At 45.9% G+C, this 17,149-nt stretch carries 12 protein-coding genes; 11 read left to right on the forward strand and 1 reads right to left on the reverse strand.

The window, feature by feature from the left end; translation table 11 throughout:
- Nucleotides 1–578 precede the first annotated feature (578 nt).
- The 11 genes from ACYQ12_RS06060 (at nucleotide 579) to ACYQ12_RS06110 (ending at nucleotide 14,911) form a co-directional block, all read left to right on the forward strand.
- The gene (locus ACYQ12_RS06060) at nucleotides 579–2,885 is read left to right on the forward strand and encodes a polysaccharide biosynthesis tyrosine autokinase (protein WP_459869116.1); all 2,307 of its coding nucleotides are present in this window, start codon (nucleotides 579–581) and stop codon (nucleotides 2,883–2,885) included.
- A 183-nt stretch (nucleotides 2,886–3,068) separates the two neighbouring features.
- Nucleotides 3,069–4,265 carry a hypothetical protein gene (locus ACYQ12_RS06065; protein WP_459869118.1) on the forward strand — a complete coding sequence of 399 codons (1,197 nt, stop codon included), beginning with the start codon at nucleotides 3,069–3,071 and terminating at the stop codon, nucleotides 4,263–4,265.
- Nucleotides 4,266–4,319: 54 nt separating this feature from the next.
- The gene (locus ACYQ12_RS06070; RefSeq protein ID WP_459869120.1) at nucleotides 4,320–6,422 is read left to right on the forward strand and encodes a hypothetical protein; all 2,103 of its coding nucleotides are present in this window, start codon (nucleotides 4,320–4,322) and stop codon (nucleotides 6,420–6,422) included.
- A 111-nt stretch (nucleotides 6,423–6,533) separates the two neighbouring features.
- Entirely contained in the window at nucleotides 6,534–7,865 is a 1,332-nt protein-coding gene (locus ACYQ12_RS06075; RefSeq protein ID WP_459869122.1) for a lipopolysaccharide biosynthesis protein, read from the forward strand.
- Between the two features lie 43 nt (nucleotides 7,866–7,908).
- On the forward strand, nucleotides 7,909–8,781 hold the full coding sequence (locus ACYQ12_RS06080) for a glycosyltransferase (protein WP_459869124.1): 873 nt from the start codon (nucleotides 7,909–7,911) through the stop codon (nucleotides 8,779–8,781).
- A gap of 52 nt (nucleotides 8,782–8,833) precedes the next feature.
- Nucleotides 8,834–9,715, forward strand: a complete 882-nt coding sequence (locus ACYQ12_RS06085; RefSeq protein ID WP_459869126.1) for a glycosyltransferase — start codon at nucleotides 8,834–8,836, stop codon at nucleotides 9,713–9,715.
- An 86-nt stretch (nucleotides 9,716–9,801) separates the two neighbouring features.
- Nucleotides 9,802–11,076 (forward strand): O-antigen ligase family protein, encoded by a 1,275-nt coding sequence (locus ACYQ12_RS06090; protein ID WP_459869128.1) that lies wholly within the window; start codon nucleotides 9,802–9,804, stop codon nucleotides 11,074–11,076.
- 149 nt (nucleotides 11,077–11,225) lie between these two features.
- The gene (locus tag ACYQ12_RS06095) at nucleotides 11,226–12,260 is read left to right on the forward strand and encodes a glycosyltransferase family 4 protein (RefSeq protein ID WP_459869130.1); all 1,035 of its coding nucleotides are present in this window, start codon (nucleotides 11,226–11,228) and stop codon (nucleotides 12,258–12,260) included.
- Nucleotides 12,257–13,423, forward strand: a complete 1,167-nt coding sequence (locus tag ACYQ12_RS06100; RefSeq protein WP_459869132.1) for a glycosyltransferase family 4 protein — start codon at nucleotides 12,257–12,259, stop codon at nucleotides 13,421–13,423. Before ACYQ12_RS06095 ends, ACYQ12_RS06100 begins: the two co-directional genes overlap by 4 nt.
- Before the next feature lie 48 nt (nucleotides 13,424–13,471).
- Nucleotides 13,472–13,849: a VanZ family protein gene (locus ACYQ12_RS06105; RefSeq protein WP_459869133.1), complete on the forward strand. Its 378-nt coding sequence runs from the start codon at nucleotides 13,472–13,474 to the stop codon at nucleotides 13,847–13,849.
- A 327-nt stretch (nucleotides 13,850–14,176) separates the two neighbouring features.
- Nucleotides 14,177–14,911 (forward strand): hypothetical protein, encoded by a 735-nt coding sequence (locus tag ACYQ12_RS06110; protein WP_459869135.1) that lies wholly within the window; start codon nucleotides 14,177–14,179, stop codon nucleotides 14,909–14,911.
- 213 nt (nucleotides 14,912–15,124) lie between these two features.
- Here the strand turns inward: ACYQ12_RS06110 and ACYQ12_RS06115 are convergent, their stop codons facing one another.
- Entirely contained in the window at nucleotides 15,125–17,149 is a 2,025-nt protein-coding gene (locus ACYQ12_RS06115) for a calcium-binding protein (protein ID WP_459869137.1), read from the reverse strand.

Below are 17,149 nucleotides of genomic sequence, written 5' to 3' on the forward strand. Positions count from 1 at the left end.
TTTTCCCTGTAATTTATTGGAATAAAGCGTAGCCTAGCTGAAGTGGGCCGGGGTGTTCTCGTGCCCGTATTTCTTTTCATGGACCTACTTACAATTCGCTCTCAAGGCTTCGAGGTGATGCCGTATGCAACCTTGGGGCGGTAGCGTGTCTTGATCATTGATAATGATAAAAGCAAACAGGCCGGAGTCGCCAAACCCGGCCGACATGATCCCTGCCTTGGGTAGGAAAGCCAAGCCTGAATGGAGGAAAAGGAGGAGAGATTCAGAAGGCTTGATTCTGATTGCAAGCATCAACTGCTGATTGCAAGTACCAACGAGTAGTGCACGCAAGCGCCAGAAAGTAACCGGAATAACGGGAAAGGCGCAACAGCATCAAATAAACAATAATTAAATCGGCCGGTTTTCAGCATGCGACACTGTCCGAGCGATCGTTATCGATATTACCGTTACATTGATGTTGGCTGGGTAAGACGAAGGCAGTCAACTGATTAGCTGTACTGTGTTATGAAAGAAGACATGGCATGGCCTGTCAGGCTTATTGAAGTGTCTTACTCACTCAAATTTGCTTAGGTGTTATTATGTCCCAGAATTCTTCTGCATCTCATGCTAATCAAGATAGCGACGACGTCGCTCTTGGTCGCTTGTTCAGGCTGATGGAAAACCGTGCCCAAACTTCACCGCCGCCTCGTGCCAGTCAGGATAGCAACGAAGTCGATATCGGACGCCTGTTCGGAATATTGCTCGATTACAAATGGATGATAGTCGGGATTACGGCGCTGTTTGCAATAGCGGGCATTGCCTATGCTTTGTTGGCGACGCCGATTTATCGTGCTGATGCCTTGGTCCAGGTCGAGAACTCCTCCTCCGCGGCGAATCCGCTCTCGGAAGTCACAACGCTCCTGGGGCAGACTCCTCCTTCACAGTCGGAAATTGAGATCATCCGCTCACGTATGGTGCTGGGGCGTGCAGTAGACATTCTCAATCTGGATTTGCAGGTCGAGCCGGTTCAGTTGCCAGTGGTGGGTAATTTCCTGGATCGTATCGGTGTCGAGCGGCCTGCCATGGCCGTCAGCGGAAACGATACCTGGGCGGGCAACATGTTGAGTGGCTACACATGGGCCAATGAGGCGATCCATGTAGAGGCCATGCCGGTTACCGACGCTTATCTCGATTCTACTTTCATTCTGAAGGTGCTGGACAATCAACGCTATGCGCTGAGTTACGAGGGTACCCAACTGGGCGAAGGCCGTGTGGGCGAGGCAGCGGAGTTCCTGGATGGCAATGTCAGCGTTACCGTGGATACCCTCGAAGCACCGCCGGGAGCCACATTCAAGCTCACTCACGCTCGGCGCTTGAAAGCGATTGCCAACTTGAGAGACAACTTGAGCATCAATGAGCAGGGAAAGGACACCGGAATCCTCAACTGGGGACTGACCAGCCCCGAGCCCGCACTCGCCGAAACCACGCTGGCAACCATTGCCGATATTTATGTTGCGCAAAACATCCAGCGCCAATCCGAGGAGGCGCGTAATAGCCTGGAGTTCCTCAACAGCCAGGTACCGGCCGTACAGGAAGAGCTGCGCGGAGCAGAAAACCGCCTCAACGCCTACCGCACCGATCGTGACAGCGTCGATCTTTCGCTCGAAACCCAGTCTATTCTCGAGCGTCTGGTCAATCTGGAAGCCCAGCTTAACGAACTGGAGTTCTCCGAGGCCGAGATTTCCCGTCGTTTTACCCCCAGTCACCCCACCTATGCCGCGCTATTGGAAAAGAAAGCCCAGTTGCAGAAGGAGCGCTCCAATCTCGAATCCAAGATCAAGGACCTGCCTGAGACCCAGCAGGAGATTCTGCGTCTGCAGCGCGACGTTTCCGTGACCCAGGAAGTCTATGTCCAGTTGCGCAACAAGGTGCAGGAGATGCAGATCGCTGAAGCCAGCACCGTGGGCAACGTTCGGGTACTGGATGATGCCGAGGTTTTCCCTGAGCCGGTCGCTCCCAAGAAAAAGCTTATTGTCGTGATAGCGACCCTGCTGGGGGGAATGGTCGCGGTGGGGCTGGTACTGCTGCGTGCCGCGTTCAACCGGGGTGTAGAAACGCCAGATCAGCTTGAAGCGTTGGGATTGCCAGTATATGCCACGGTTCCACTGACCGATGAGCAGACCAAACTCAGCCGGCGGTTCAAGCGCGATGGAAAGAATACTACGCATCCAGCGGGCCTGCTGGCAATGCACAGCCCTACCGATACCTCCATTGAGGCGATACGTAGCCTGCGCACCAGTCTGCACTTCGCCATGCTGGAAAGCGATGACAATCGTCTGATGATTGCCGGCCCTAGCCCTGGCATCGGCAAGAGTTTCATCGCCGCCAATCTGGCTGCCGTATGCGCGCAGCTAGGGCAACGGGTACTGGTTATCGACGGCGATATGCGCAAGGGGCACCTCCATAGCGTATTCGGCGAACGCTCCGAAGGCGGTCTGAGTGAAGTGCTTTCAGGACGTCAGAAGCTTGAAGAGATGATTCGTCCCGTCAGCGGTATGGATAGCCTGCACTACCTGTCCCGCGGTGTCGCCCCGCCCAATCCCGCGGAACTTCTGGCAACCGCACGCTTCACCCAGCTGCTCGACACGGTGAGCCAGCACTATGACTTGGTCGTTGTTGACTCTCCGCCTGTTCTCGCCGTCACCGATGCTGCGATTATCGGCAAGCAGGTGGGTACCTCGCTGATGGTCGCTCGTTTCCAGCATAATCCGCCTAAAGAGATCGAACTCGCCATGCGGCGATTGGAAACTGCAGGGGTTACGGTAAAGGGAGCCATCCTTAACGCTCTTGAGCGCAAGGCCGCTACTGCCTACGGCTATGGTTATTATAGTTATTCATATAAATAACTGTACAGCCGTACTGTTTTGCTTCTTGTCTGTCTGAAGGGAGGCAAGAAGCTGAACAGAACTAATATGATGATTTTATATTGTTGATGTTCAATGCGAAAATTTTTGGTTTTAGTGGTAAGCACTATTAAGTATGCTGATCAATATTATTGACCATTTGATATTTAGAGTTGCAGGGTCATCATGAAAGAAAAAAAACCATTCAATATCCTTGGTATTGATATGAGAAGTAAAAGCACGCATATGGAACCAGGGCTGTTACTTCTTTACTTTTTTTTAATTTACCATGTTTCGAGTTTGTTGTTAGGTTGGTATGGCATATTGGGAGAAAAATACGCAAATATATTTTATACGCTTTATGATGCTAAAGTAATTATCTATACAAGTTTGTTGATAGCGGTATCTTATGGTGCGTTTTTACTAGGCAGGTTAGTGAGCTTTCGTTATTTTAGACAGAAGCAATTTTACCCAACTAGAATAAATAAATATTATCTTGCCAGCGCGATAGTAGCATTGGTTGCGGTAATGGTCCTCTATTTGTTTGCTAAGCTAGGAGGCAATTTTACACATTACGTTTACGGAAAAGCAATAGGAGGAGTTGGCTACTATCAATCCATTAAATCATTATGCGATTTTGTTCTTATAGCTATATTTACCATATTCCTTAACCAATACCTCATATTTGGTGATCGAAATGCACTGGTTATATGTGTTTTATCAGTGTTGTTAGAATTGGCTTTAGCAATGAGCGGTGCCAGGAAACCCCTTTTCACTTTTTTTGTTATATATATTATTTTCTATTTGCGGCACAATGGGGTTAACTTTAATATTGTGCTTGCAATAGCGGTTTCTCTATTTTTAAGTGTGTTAATGTATGCTATGAGAAGCGGATCAGATAATCTCAATTGGGAGTCAATATTGCATGAAACGCTATTTTCTCACTTGAGGTTAGCTAATGAAGTACATTTTTATCTTAGTGGGAAAGAAGAAGTAGATTACAGATATATATTCTTTCCTATTATAGCCATGTTGCCCAGAATTATATTTGAAAATAAGGATGAGCTGCTAGTAACTGATAATTCTTCATGGGTGAGCAGTCAATATGCAGATGTCGGTGGGAGTAATGTTATTGGATCCTTGCTAGTAAACTCAGGGCCAGTTAGTGTAGTTGTTTATTACTTTGTTGTTGGGGTTATAGGTAGCAAGTTATATTATAGGTTCAAGCAGGGAGACTCTTTGTTTCCTATGTATGTGGTTTTTTTGCTTTTTTATCCATTGACATATGGATATGTTTTTTCAGTCAAGATTTATATAGAGTTTATGGTTTTAATTTATATATTATTCAGTTTTAGATTTAAGTTTGGTAAGTTGATAATGTAATTGTGAATGCCTGTTCGATGACTTGTATTTAAGTATGATGTTTCGGGAGAGGCAGTGGACAATTCAAAGAGAAGGCTTTTGCTAAATATTCTAAAAACCAGCTCTATGCTACCGTTGATAAAAAGTGCATGGTCAAAGGAGTCTTTTCATCAAAGAACCATTAGTGATGAGCAGGCCGTTACAAATCAAACATATAATAACAAAGAAACTGTATTAAAAGATATTGATATTTCTCAAGCTTATGTAACCCCTATTGATGGAGATACGGCTCGCCCTCTTGCAGAGTGGGCACAAAGTATTAGACGGAGTGTTATCTATAGCAATTCTATAGCTGATTTGAATAATATTAGTACCAATGATCTACAAGAAGGGCAGCAGGCTTCCGTTCATAATACACCGTTTATTTGGCGAGATAACCTTTGGCTACAAGATGGTGCATTAAATATTGATGTATTTAAATATGCCAATGATGGTGATGACTGGACACGTGCATTCCAAGATGCAGCACAAACACAAAGCCCGATCAGGCTCTATGATAAGCGTGGGTATATTTTATCAGATACCATCATTATGGAAGATGGTTCACGCTTCTTTTCGGATAGCGAAAAGATGGACACTTTTAACGGAGATATGAAGACACCACATCTGACACAAAAAGGTGTTTGGATCGTAGCTTCCAATAATTTTCCTGTTAATAAAAGTGTTTTCCTGTTCAAGAATAACTGTAGTCTTAAGGGTGTTAATTTATATTACCTAAAGCAAGATTTCAATGAGTGGAAATTGTCAGATAAGGTTAAGGTTGATTTGAAGGGTAAAACAAGCGAACTTTATGATCCTATTCCTTATGCGCCTACAATAGCTCAGTATGATAAGTCCATTAGATACCGGGGCTTGGTTGTTGAAAATAGTACATTTATAAACAGCTACTGTGCTATTGAATTTGAAAAACATGAACGCCACCGCCTTGAGAATCTCAATATAACGCCTATTTCAAATGCAATAAGAATCGGTGATAGTAGCGATGTGTCAATAATGGATAATATTCTAGTATTTCCCTTTTGGAGCCAACCCTTTGGGTATGCTGGGAACTCAGCGAGAGTAAACCATCGCGCGGAATTTGATTCTGTTGGATTTGAAATAGGAAGTTCAGATGGTCAGAAGATTGGAAAGTTGTCTTCTATAGGTGCTGGTACGGGACTGTTATTCACCGACTTTGGTGGGCGTGGTGGTACACAAAATTGTACCATAGAGTCTTTTGAGCAAGACCTTGGTCCCCGGGGGGTGGATATAAAACACGGCACCGACATTACAATCAACACTTTAGTCGCCACACCCATAGATACCAGATCTACCTCTACAGATCCAAATAATGCTGCTTATTATTATAATTCAGAGAACCTTCCAGAAACGGCAGGAACAATCTTCGGATTGAAGTCTGAATCAGGCGGCGTGATCAACATAAACACACTAATTGTAAGACGTTGTCAAGGCTATGGAGTATGGATAACCCAGGGGGCATATGGAACATCAATTAAAAAAGGATCAGTATTTCATCAAAGCCCAGGCGGAAATGGCCTTAGAATAGAAAATTCGGACAATTATTTGTACCATGTCAATGTGGGTGAGTTTATCGTAAACTGCATCTCTAAGGAAGTAATGCCTTATTACATCCATGATACTAATCAATGTTCATTTGGGAGCTTACAAACCTCGGGGGTTTCACCATTTAAAATAGGTAGTTTTGAGAATAATGTTAAGACAAGTTTGGATATTAATAGTGGAAGGCATAAAAAATATTACAAGACGATAGGGACGGAAAACAAGATATCAGTTGCTCCTGAATTACTGCCTTGCAAAATAGCCATTTCGAATTCAGGACTAGTAATATTATCTTCTTATGGGGGTGTAAATATAGATGGTGAGGTTATAAGTTTCGATAGTAAGGTTGTTACTGTAAAAATCAATGGCCTAACGCCGGAAATTTTATATTCGGTGCCTTATGTAACCAATTCATCAGTGTCTAAGTTACAGTTAGCGGCTAGTAATATCGATGATATTTGTTACTTGAGGGTCTTTGACGAAAACGGTAGGTCGATTGAATTTAGCCATCCACTTGTGAAAGGAAAGGAGTTTACATGTATGGCAATGTTTGTTTGATTTAAATCAATGGTGCTGAAGTTTTACAAAATGACGGCCATGCGATGGAACGCGGTTGTTAATATCGTTTAGGTGGATGCGTGAGTTTGCGTTACTTATGAGGATGCTTGCTTGAAAGGGAAATTAGAGAAAATCCTTGGCAATAAGTTTTTAAGGAATGTAGCTATAGTCGCATCAGGCGCTGCTGGAGCCCAGTTCATAAATATGGGTTTTGCTCCTATCATCACGCGCCTTTATGGACCAGAGGCGTTCGGGATTTTAGGAACATTCATGTCCATGCTGAATATCCTTATTCCTGTCTCTGCCTTGACTTATCCTATAGCCATTATTCTCCCTAAAAGCGACCAGGACGCACATGGCCTAGTTCGGTTGTCCTTTATTGTTGCGGTCGTTATCTCCTGCTTCGCCTTTTTGCTCTTATTGCCGTTGGGCAGTTACATTGCTGGTGTTTTAGATGTTGAGGCAATTGGTAGGTATCTATATTTAATTCCCATTGGTATGTTCTCTTTCGCACTGTTGCAAATAGCCCAGCAGTGGTTGATCAGGAAAAAGGAATTTCTGCTTAATGCCAGGATAAGTATCATCCAGTCCATAGCCGTGAATGTGGCCAAAGTCGGCATAGGATTTGTTTATCCAGCGGCGGCAGTGTTAATTGTAATTTATGTGTTTGGAGCTGCGCTCAACTTTCTTATGTTATTAGCAGGCATCAGGAAGAGAAAAATAGGTTTTATTTCAAAACGAGCATCTAACCACAAGCCCATTAGAGAGCTGGGAAAGGACTATAATGATTTTCCCTTATACCGTGCTCCGCAAATGCTGATCAATGAAATTTCACAAAACTTTCCAGTCCTGATCCTGACGATGTTATTTGGGCCTGCATATGCGGGTTTTTACACGCTTGGCAAAACCGTCATGATAATGCCAGTCAGCCTGATAGGTAAATCGGTTGGCGACGTATTTTATCCAAGGATAAATGAAGCGGCACATCAAAAAGAAATGCTTAGCAAGTTGTTGCTAAAAGCGTCTCTAGCCTTGTTTATGGTCGGTATCGTACCTTTTTCCATAGTCCTCTTTTTTGGCCCGAAGATATTTTCTCTTATCTTTGGAAGCGACTGGTGGGTGGCAGGACAATATGCGCAATGGTTAGCGCTCTGGATGTTCTCGATGCTAGTCGTGAATCCGAGTGTGAAGGCCTTGCCTATATTAAAGGCGCAAAAGTTTCATCTCGTTTATACTTGCTGCTTGACTGCAATAAGGATTTTTGCGATGTTCGTTGGCTATTATATTTATTCCAGTGATATTTATGCCGTTGCATTGTATTCTTTAAGTGCGGTATTGGGAAATATTGTTCTTATCAGTATAATTTATAAAAAGTCACTGGATTATGATCGACATAATAGTTCTATCGCTTTAGACGCAACTGCCATGCCAGATCACCAATAAATAATATCCCCGTAGTACATCTAAATTATTTACAGGATAGGCTATGAAAGAAGCCAGCGGAGAAAAAATATCTGTTTCTGTGGTCATTCCGACATTTCATGATTGGGAGCGCCTGGGCTTGTGCCTAAAGGCTCTTGAGGAACAGAGCTATCCTAAAAGTCATTACGAAATCATAGTAGTCAATAATGATCCAGACGACTCTCCATCAGATATTTCAGGAGATTTTGTACTGATCAGCGAGCATAAACCAGGCTCATATGCCGCGCGGAATGCTGGGATCCGAATTGCCCAAGGCGAGGTGATAGCCTTCACTGATTCGGATTGTATTCCAGATAAGCACTGGCTCGAGAATGCTGTAGCGCAACTCCGCGAGAAAAAAGTTGACAGGGTTGCCGGACATGTAGAAGTTTTTTTTAATAATGCTAAAGCTAACGCAACCGAACTTTATGAAAAAGTAGTGGCTTTTGACCAAAATAAGAATGCCAATAATGGTGTGTCAGTGACAGCTAACTTCATTACTTATCGACGGGAGTTTTCAAGAGTCGGTTATTTTAATGAAGAGTTAATGTCAGGTGGCGACTTCGAGTGGAATGGCAGAGCGACACGTTTGGGCTTAAGTATTGTCTATGATGATAAATGCATAGTTTATCATCCAGCAAGAAGCTCGCTCGAAGAGCTGAAAAGAAAGATAAGGCGTGTTACCTATGGAACAGCAACATATGAAAAACAGCCGAGATTCTTTTTTCTACGCTCCCTTTTTCCTCCTATAAGTGATTTTGCGAATATATGGAGAAAAAAAGAGATGAGTGCTAAAGAAAAATTGCTTGCAAGTTATGTTGCATGTTATTTGAAATTTTACAGGGCGCTGATAAGAGTAAAGTTCAAATTGGGTTTGGAGCAAGCATCACGAACTTGATTGTGATTTTTTAATTCACACTGTTATTTAGAACATGCTTATAGGAGGGGGGATGAAAACAGTCAGTATCTATGTGCCGACCCACAATCGGCCGGCATTTTTGAAGCGGGCTTTGGATTCACTGGTAAATCAGGATTTGAGCGGCTTCCAGGTGCTTGTTTGCGATGATGGTTCCAATAGCGAAAACAAGAAGAAAGTCAGAGAAATAATCAGGGATTACAAAGACAAGTTCTCTGACCTGATTTTCTTTGATGAGCCCGAGGCGAAGGGGGCTTGTCATGCCAGAAACACAATGATCAATGCGGCAGATGGAGAGTTCATTACCGGTTTGGATGATGACGATGAATTTACACCTGATCGTCTTCGTTGCTTTATTGAAAGTGATTTAATAGATAATTACGCTTATTTGAGCGCAGGTAAATTGGTAAACGATGACAAGGCCGTATTCAAGTCGATTGAGACAAAAGGTGAAATAACTTTAAATAAATTGCTTTTTACCAATATTGCCGGGAATCAAGTTTTTACCCGGACTGAATATCTCAGGAGTATCGGGGGCTTTGATGTAAGCTTCCCATCCTGGCAGGACTATGACATGTGGGTGAGATTGACGAAAGAGTTCGGGGCGGGATATAAAATCCAGGAGTGTACTTATATTCTAAACATCGGCCATGAGCTGGGCCGTATAACCAATTCTCAAAAGGTACGCGATGGATATCTGCATTTCATCGAGAAGCATAAGGATATTATCGGCAAACGCCATCACAAGGCTTTAGCGGTGCAGGATGTAATCAATAGCGGATCGCCGCTTGCCACTAGATTCATGATTGAAAACTTCAGCGTCAAGACTTTCTACCCTTTGTCAAAGTATTGGGCGAAAGCTTATTTGCCTGGTTTCTTTGTTCTGGTGAGAAGCTTTCTTAGATCAACGGGTTAATTAATAATTATTTATGTAAATGCCTATTTTTGTATTGCTCAGAATTGTTTATAAAGAGACTCAAAGGAGCTGGCCATGCGAGATTTATGATGCTTAGATTGCATTTTAATTACAAATATGTGTTGGTATGGCTTCTGTTTTTCCTGGGCCCTATGGGGATGTTTCTAACGCCCTTTCCAGGCATTGGCTCACTTAGGACCTTTTATTTTATATCGGCTTTTTTGACTTTTTTAGCCTTTCTTTATTTTAAAGAAAAGAATATTGAGCAGTACACATGTCTGTTTCTCCTCTCTTCGGTGGTGTTTGCAAGCGCTTCATATGCTCTTCTAAGTTATCAAGGCTCATCACTACCCATAGCGATCAATCCATTAGTCAGGTTCATCGTCATTTTTGTACTCATGTTCGGGTTCTATATGGCTGCCATGATTGTTGCTGATTTCAAGAGGGGAGAGTTGCTGGAAAAAATAATAGAAGCATCGTTCTGGGGGTTCTGCCTTGTTTTCTTATTGGGTGGCGCTTTGTATTTTCTATATACCTCGGGCGTAATAGGTCGCGATATATATACTCGCTTTGTCACCCTCGATCAGCAAGCCTACGGTTATGTGAGACTCTCTCCGGGAACATATCCGAACGAGTTCGGCATTATCTGTTCTTTTTACGCCATCTATGCATTGTGCCGCTATGGTAAGACTTACAAATTATATAACCTTGCCCTAGCACTGTTGTTCGTCTGCGGCGTATTCCTGGCATCAACGCGAGCGGCGTACGTCACCTTGGCTTTTGGGCTTTTGGCAATTACCTTTCTTTACCCCAAAAGAATTGTGAGAATACAATATCTAATTGTTATCTCTACGTTTCTACCGCTGGTTCTGATCGCTCTCTCCTACATTTCTTTCAATGTCATAGAGGTTGTCACCGTTGGGTTTGACTCCTTGGTCAACGGTTCAGGAAGCTCACAGATAAGAGAGAATGACTGGAAAGAAGCAATTGACGACCTCATGCAGAACATATCATTTGGTGTCGGTTTTGAGTCACCCTATGCTTCAACGCTCCATAATGTGCCTTTACAGCTGCTCTATGGTTTCGGCGCTGTTCCAATAGCAGTAGTGGCTCTTTTACTATTTGCTTTTTACTACGCACAGCGTGCCAAGGGTGCTGATATTGTATTTAATAATGCCTTTGATGCAAAATATATGGGATTGCTCCGTCTCGTGCTTGCGGCTCATGTATTCCTTTTTGCTTTAACCAATCATAATCAAACTCATTTCTTTACCTGGGCACTGTTTTTCCTGACATGCTTCAGGTTCAAGGTTTCAAGCGAAGAGAACCTGCTGAGTAATGAAAGGCAGTTTGCCAGATGATAAGGTTTCTACTGCTGTCTACGTGATTATCTAATGGCGCTTCTACGAGCAATCATTTGGCTGCGGTTAGAGAGTGGCATGCTCCCTTGGCTAGGTTAAATAAATGTTCGATGTTCGATGTTTGATGTTTTTTATTGCCTGGATTTTATATGAATGCCCTGAAAATCAATGCGAAATTTTCTACCCAGAGACAAACGGGTGTCCAGAGAGTTGCTAGAGAAATCGTCAGCAGGCTACAAACGAGGCATGAGTTAATTAGCCCAACTTCGGCTAGCCAAATCCGCGGTATTCTCTGGGAGCAGCTTTTTCTCCCATATAAATTGGATTCCAAACAGTTATTGTTTTCTCCTTGCAATATAGGGCCTGTCGCACATAGGAAACAGATCCTATGTATTCATGATGTTTGTGTACTTGAACACCCGGAATGGTTCGATAGAAAATTTCATTTGTATTACAAGGCAACCTGGAAGCGGCTTGCTCACCAAGTGCTTTTTATTACGACGGTATCGGAAAGCTCCAAGAGACGAATTGTCGAAATTCTCGACGTTGCGCCCGAGAAAGTTATCGTCATAAATAATGCTGTTTCGGAAGCCTTCTTCAAGAATGAAGATATCAAGTTTCAGCCGATTCAAGATAAATTCAACCTGCCTAATGACTATGTGCTTTGCGTAGGGAGCTTCGACGGTCGAAAGAATCAGTTAAAAGTTGTGGAGGCCTGGAAGAAAATCTCTGATAAGTTCAATGATACCAAGTTGGTTTTCGTTGGCGATAGCGGGAAAAATTTTTCCTCATCAGGAAATCAGCAGGTTTTATCTGAAGCCATATTTACAGGTTATGTATCAGAAGAAGAGCTGCTGGCCATTTACGAAAATGCCAAATTGTTTGTTTATCCTTCCCTATATGAAGGATTTGGTCTCCCCGTGTTAGAAGCGATGGCGGCAGGTTTGCCAGTTATAACTTCCAAGGGAAGTCCGATGGAAGAATTTGCCAAAGAGGCTGGTTTATTAGTAGATCCTCGAAATGCGGATGAAATTGCCATGGCAATGGATGAGCTTCTTTCCAACCAGTCGCTTTGCAACTCACTATCGCAAAAGGCAAAGGAAATAGCAGGCGAATATAAGTGGGAATATACCGCAAGACGCTATGATGAATTGTTTGCCAAGGCCATGGAGATGGAAATATGAAGGTAGCAGTAATTGTCGATTGGTTGACGGTATATTCCGGTGCTGAACGTGTCGTCGAACAAATAATAAAATTATACCCTGATGCAGATATATTTTCGTTAGTCGATTTTCTCAAGCCAGATCAGCGTGACTTCTTGAACAAGCGTCCCGTGACGACATCTTTCATACAAAAACTTCCTCTCGCCAGAAAGCATTATCGAAGCTATCTGCCGCTAATGCCCTTGGCTATTGAGCAGTTCGATGTAAGTCAATACGATTTAGTCATTTCCAGTTCGCATGCCGTGGCCAAGGGGGTAATTACAGGGCCGGACCAGCTTCATGTCTGCTATGTTCACTCCCCCATACGTTATGCTTGGGACCTTCAACACCAATATCTGCGTGAGTCGGGAATGACTCGCGGTCCTAAAAGCTGGTTAGCCAGGCTGATATTGCATTATGTGCGTAACTTCGATGCCCGAACATCGCTAGGAGTCGATACGTTCATGGCCAATTCGCGGTTCATCGCGAGGCGTATCAATAAATGCTATAGAAGGGAAGCCAAGGTCGTTTACCCGCCTGTCAATGTGGCTGAATTCAGTCTCGGTGAAAAGAAAGGGGATTTCTATGTCGTGGCGTCTCGTCTAGTGCCCTATAAGCGTGTCGATCTGGTCGCCGAAGCTTTTGCCGGGATGCCCGATAAACGCTTGGTAGTGCTGGGTGATGGTCCCGACATGGAAAAGATCAAGGCAAAGGTCAAGGGAGCCGCCAATGTCGAGATTAAAGGGTATGTAGAATTCAGCGATATGAAACGCTACCTCCAGGAGGCCAAGGCTTTCGTATTTGCCGCTGAGGAGGATTTCGGTATCGCCCCGGTCGAAGCCATGGCGAGTGGCACACCCGTCATAGCCTTTGGCAAGGGAGGGGTGTTGGAAACGGTGATCGATGGCAAGACAGGGCTTTTTTTCAAGGAGCAGTCAGTGTCAGCTATTCAGAGTGCCGTGGCGCGTTTTGAGGAACAACAAGGCAGCTTTTCTCCCGAAGCATGCCGCAGGCGTGCGGAAGCCTTCTCAAATGACGCTTTCCGAGCCAACTTCGATGGAGTCGTTCAACAAAGCTACAAGGAGCTCTTCCATTCTGAAAAAAATAGCCCCAGTACGGAGCCGGCCGCTATCAGCGTGGTCTAGAGAGAAATCAAGCGGTTCTATAATACCCAGCAATAGAAGGTTACATGAATGATCGAAAGGAGAGGGTGGGTTTTCTTTCTATTGGGTTTCTTGACGCTTGCTTTCTTTATTGGCGCTCTGGTTCCCGGCAAGACGCGTATCGCTATCGAGGATTGGTTGGATTTGCCGTTTTCAGTATCCCCTGTGGCTCATTTCCTGTTCTTTTCTGGAGCATCCTTCCTGATACGCTTTTGCTATCCGCGAGTAGGGCCTTGGCAGGTACTACTGGCCATGCTCGTGCTTGGTAGTCTTATCGAAATTATTCAACTATGGATCCCGGGACGCGAAACCGATCTGGCTGACTTGAGTCTGGATATGTTGGGAGCGTCGTTAGGAATCCTGCTCAGCTTTTTCGCCAACAGAGCTTCGCCGGTTCGGGCTAGCTAGCCGCCAAATGTTTCTTGTATGGCTTTTCGTATCGGAAATGCAAAGCTATTATCTGTTGACTAGTGCCTGATAGTGGCGGGGTGTTGTAAGTATTTCGAATGGTTCCTGCTTATAAAAGGAACCATGTTTCTAGTTCTCAAGTTTGGTATTGATGCTATTGTGAAGTTTGTGTTTCAAATATAAGTCCAGATTGCTACCCTGAAAGGAGATCTGATTTTTCTGTCATGCCGCTTTTGAACGTCTGAAATCGAATCTGAAACCTTAGAGCAAGCGGTATCGGTGAGAGTCTCAGGCTAATGATTCAGGCAATCTTCCTGTGGGGGCGAGATGGAAGGGGTGACCGCGCAGTCAAAGCAAAAGAAGAACATATGGCCTGCTAGGCCGCTTTTATTGTGGCTTCCTGCTATCTTGTCCCTCGGCGTCGTCGGTATCGTCTATGGTATCCATTTTTACAAGGATGTCCCTGTCGACTTGATGATGCGCGACCCGAATGCCGCTGCCGGTGTGCCGGTCTATATCGGTTTTATGTCCCAGCTGGGGATTTTTTTCTGGGTGGCGTCAGCGAGTTCCTGCTTGTTCAGCGGTATTGTATTGTTCAGGCAACAGGATGAGCAGAGAGTCTGGCGGTTCATGTTCGCCTCAGGCATCTTCTGCCTGCTGTTAGCCGTCGACGATATTTTCATGCTTCACGAAAACATTATTCCGCGAATGGGCGTTCCGGAAACGGTCGTCTTCTTGTTTTACGGGTCGGCGATGCTGACATACTTACTCGGCTATTTCTCTCTCCTGATCTACACCAGATTCGTGATTCTTGGCGTTTCGCTAGCTTTTTCGGCTGTTTCCATTGTAACGGACCTTTTGTTCGAAATAGGCGCCTTAGAGGACATAGCCAAATTCATCGCACTCTCCTATTGGTTGTCTTATTTTTCGTTGACGGCTTTGCAAGCGGTGGAGGGAGGTCTGAACCGTGCCGTATGCAAGGAGATAGCGCCAGGCCATGGTCTGGCACGCCTGATGGCTGCAAGGAGCAGTGTGCTGTTCAATTTCAATAGACTGAAATAACGCCTTTTTCGCCGAAGTTAAATTCGGTCTGAAAAATCGGCGAGCAATGCTCAGGCAAGGCAAAAACCAGTGAAAAAGCGGAGTTTACAAAAGTAAATGAGCACTTCGAGCTGATTTTTAACGCTGCATGAGCGAGTGCAGACATTTTTCAGTCAGAATGTAAAAAGCCCACTCTCGAGTGGGCTTCTTGCTGAACCTAAGGCACGGCTGTATTCACATGAAAGATGTCAAAGCGTCAAGGCCAAGAAGCTCTATGCCGGCATCATGTACGCCGTCGCCGCTGATCGTCATGCCGTCCAGCAGTTCGTTGCCTGACGTGGCGGCCTTGAAGAGAAACGACTGGCTTGAACCGGCGGAAAGATCGTCATCAAGTTCGAAGGTGTAAGCATCTCCATCCTGCGCAACTAGCGAGGCTCCCTTGACACGTGAGATCTCGGCATCAAGATCGAAACTGATGAGCGTGTCGGTAATGTCTTCGTCAGATTCATTGGTAACCTCGACGGACATGACATAGCCCGAATCCCAATGGCTCAATGTCTCCAGGTGCGCCGTGATATCCAGCGTGTCGCTGCCGTTGTCCTCGGAGGAGGCCGTACCATCGGTTTCTTCCTTGGCTTCGCTGGCCTTTGACTGCGTTTCCGACGCTTCCGCTGCCTTCATGTCGACGTGCTTCATGGCGCTTTTATCGTCGTCATCGCCGCTTTTCTGGCTCTTGTTCTTGCTCTGAGAAGCCTTGCTCTTCACGAATGCGCTGTCTTCGCTGTCGGTGATCTCGGAGGTCTTGGGTATCTGGGGCTTGTTGCCATGCGAGACATCGCGTGAATGCACATCCAGCACGGTGCCGTCGCCGAAAACGATCTGCTCGATGTCGCTCAGAGTATCCTTGCCGGAGGCTTTCGCGACGATGACATCGCCACTCTTGAAGCTGATATCGTCCTTGTCGTAATCCTGCAGGTAGATCACCGTATCGTTGCCATCTCCCCCGTCGATATCATCATCGCCCCAGTCATCCTGGGGACCGCCTTGCAGGATGTCGTCGCCGTCGCCGCCACGCAGGATGTCGTTACCCAGCCCCCCGTTGAGGTAGACACCATTGTCGGCGCCCTGAAGCTCATCATCGCGGCGTGAGCCGATGACATATTCGAAGGTCACGTCGTTGGCATCGGCATCGGTAATCGCGCCGAAGCTTTCCCCACCCCGGTTGATCCACAGCGAAGGGGACATGTTGTCGGCCTCGGCGTCACGAATCGACTGCTCGACGTTAACGATGTTGTCGTGATCCCGGCCGCCATGGAAGTTGATATCGCGATCGGTCGAGGCGACCTGCACGTCATTGCCTACCGATGAGCGCCAGGAGGCGAACAGCACGCCATGGCGCATGCCCGAGTCTTCCAACTGGGTGAAGGTGCCATCATAGCTTTCGCGCAGCTCATAGCCGTAGCCATTGCCGCCACTGCCTTTGTTGAAGGAGCCGTGAGCACCAAGTTCATCGGCCTCGATATCCAGAGAAAGCGCAATCTCGAAGGCGACGGAAGGACCGTTGATGACCTGAATATCCGAGAGTTCGCCATCGACCGTGCCGTTGAACTCTACCGCATGGTAATCCTTCAGGCCGGAGAGGGTATTGCTGAATTTGCCGTTATCGGGCGTACCGAGTTCGTACTCGATCGTGAAGCCCTCGAGTGTCACGTTCTTGAGCGCCTCCATCTTCTCGACCTTGGCATCGCCACCCTCGAAATCGAAGTGCACGCCGCGATCGAGCGTTACGGTGCTGCCCTTGACGGAGGCGACCTGGGCCATGCTCGTGCGCAGCGGCGCATCATTCTTCTGCCATGAACTGTCGCCGATCCCGGCAAAGAAATCCCGATCGTTGTCCTGCCATACGCGCACCGTGTCACCCGTTTCGAGCCCGTGGCCGCCCTTCAGGGACAGGGTACGGTCGTTATCATCGGCATCGCTCTTGAGCGTACCGACGAATTCCGTATCGTCGCCCACTACATAGATACCATGGGCATCGTCATTGTCGAGCGCTTCATCGGTGAAGGTTATGGTGGTCTTGTCGGCGCCGGCCCCCACCAGCGATACGTCGGAGCGGGTAATGGTAATCGAATCGTCGAAGACATAGTCTCCGGCAGACAGCTTCACCGTGGCGCCTGAGGGAGCATCGTCGAGAAGTTTTTCGAGCTTGGCGGCGGTAATGTTGGTGTTGGCAGTGATGATCTTGGAACCGGTACTCAT

It is taken from the genome of Halomonas shantousis (genome assembly GCF_054654615.1).

Coding starts and splice junctions, on each gene's coding strand:
- ACYQ12_RS06060 (WP_459869116.1), top strand. CDS start 579: ATGTCCCAGAATTCTTCTGCATCTCATGCTAATCAAGATAGCGACGAC.
- ACYQ12_RS06065 (WP_459869118.1), top strand. CDS start 3,069: ATGAAAGAAAAAAAACCATTCAATATCCTTGGTATTGATATGAGAAGT.
- ACYQ12_RS06080 (WP_459869124.1), top strand. CDS start 7,909: ATGAAAGAAGCCAGCGGAGAAAAAATATCTGTTTCTGTGGTCATTCCG.
- ACYQ12_RS06085 (WP_459869126.1), top strand. CDS start 8,834: ATGAAAACAGTCAGTATCTATGTGCCGACCCACAATCGGCCGGCATTT.
- ACYQ12_RS06090 (WP_459869128.1), top strand. CDS start 9,802: ATGATGCTTAGATTGCATTTTAATTACAAATATGTGTTGGTATGGCTT.
- ACYQ12_RS06095 (WP_459869130.1), top strand. CDS start 11,226: ATGAATGCCCTGAAAATCAATGCGAAATTTTCTACCCAGAGACAAACG.
- ACYQ12_RS06100 (WP_459869132.1), top strand. CDS start 12,257: ATGAAGGTAGCAGTAATTGTCGATTGGTTGACGGTATATTCCGGTGCT.
- ACYQ12_RS06105 (WP_459869133.1), top strand. CDS start 13,472: ATGATCGAAAGGAGAGGGTGGGTTTTCTTTCTATTGGGTTTCTTGACG.
- ACYQ12_RS06110 (WP_459869135.1), top strand. CDS start 14,177: ATGGAAGGGGTGACCGCGCAGTCAAAGCAAAAGAAGAACATATGGCCT.
- ACYQ12_RS06115 (WP_459869137.1), bottom strand. CDS start 17,149: ATGAGTACCGGTTCCAAGATCATCACTGCCAACACCAACATTACCGCC.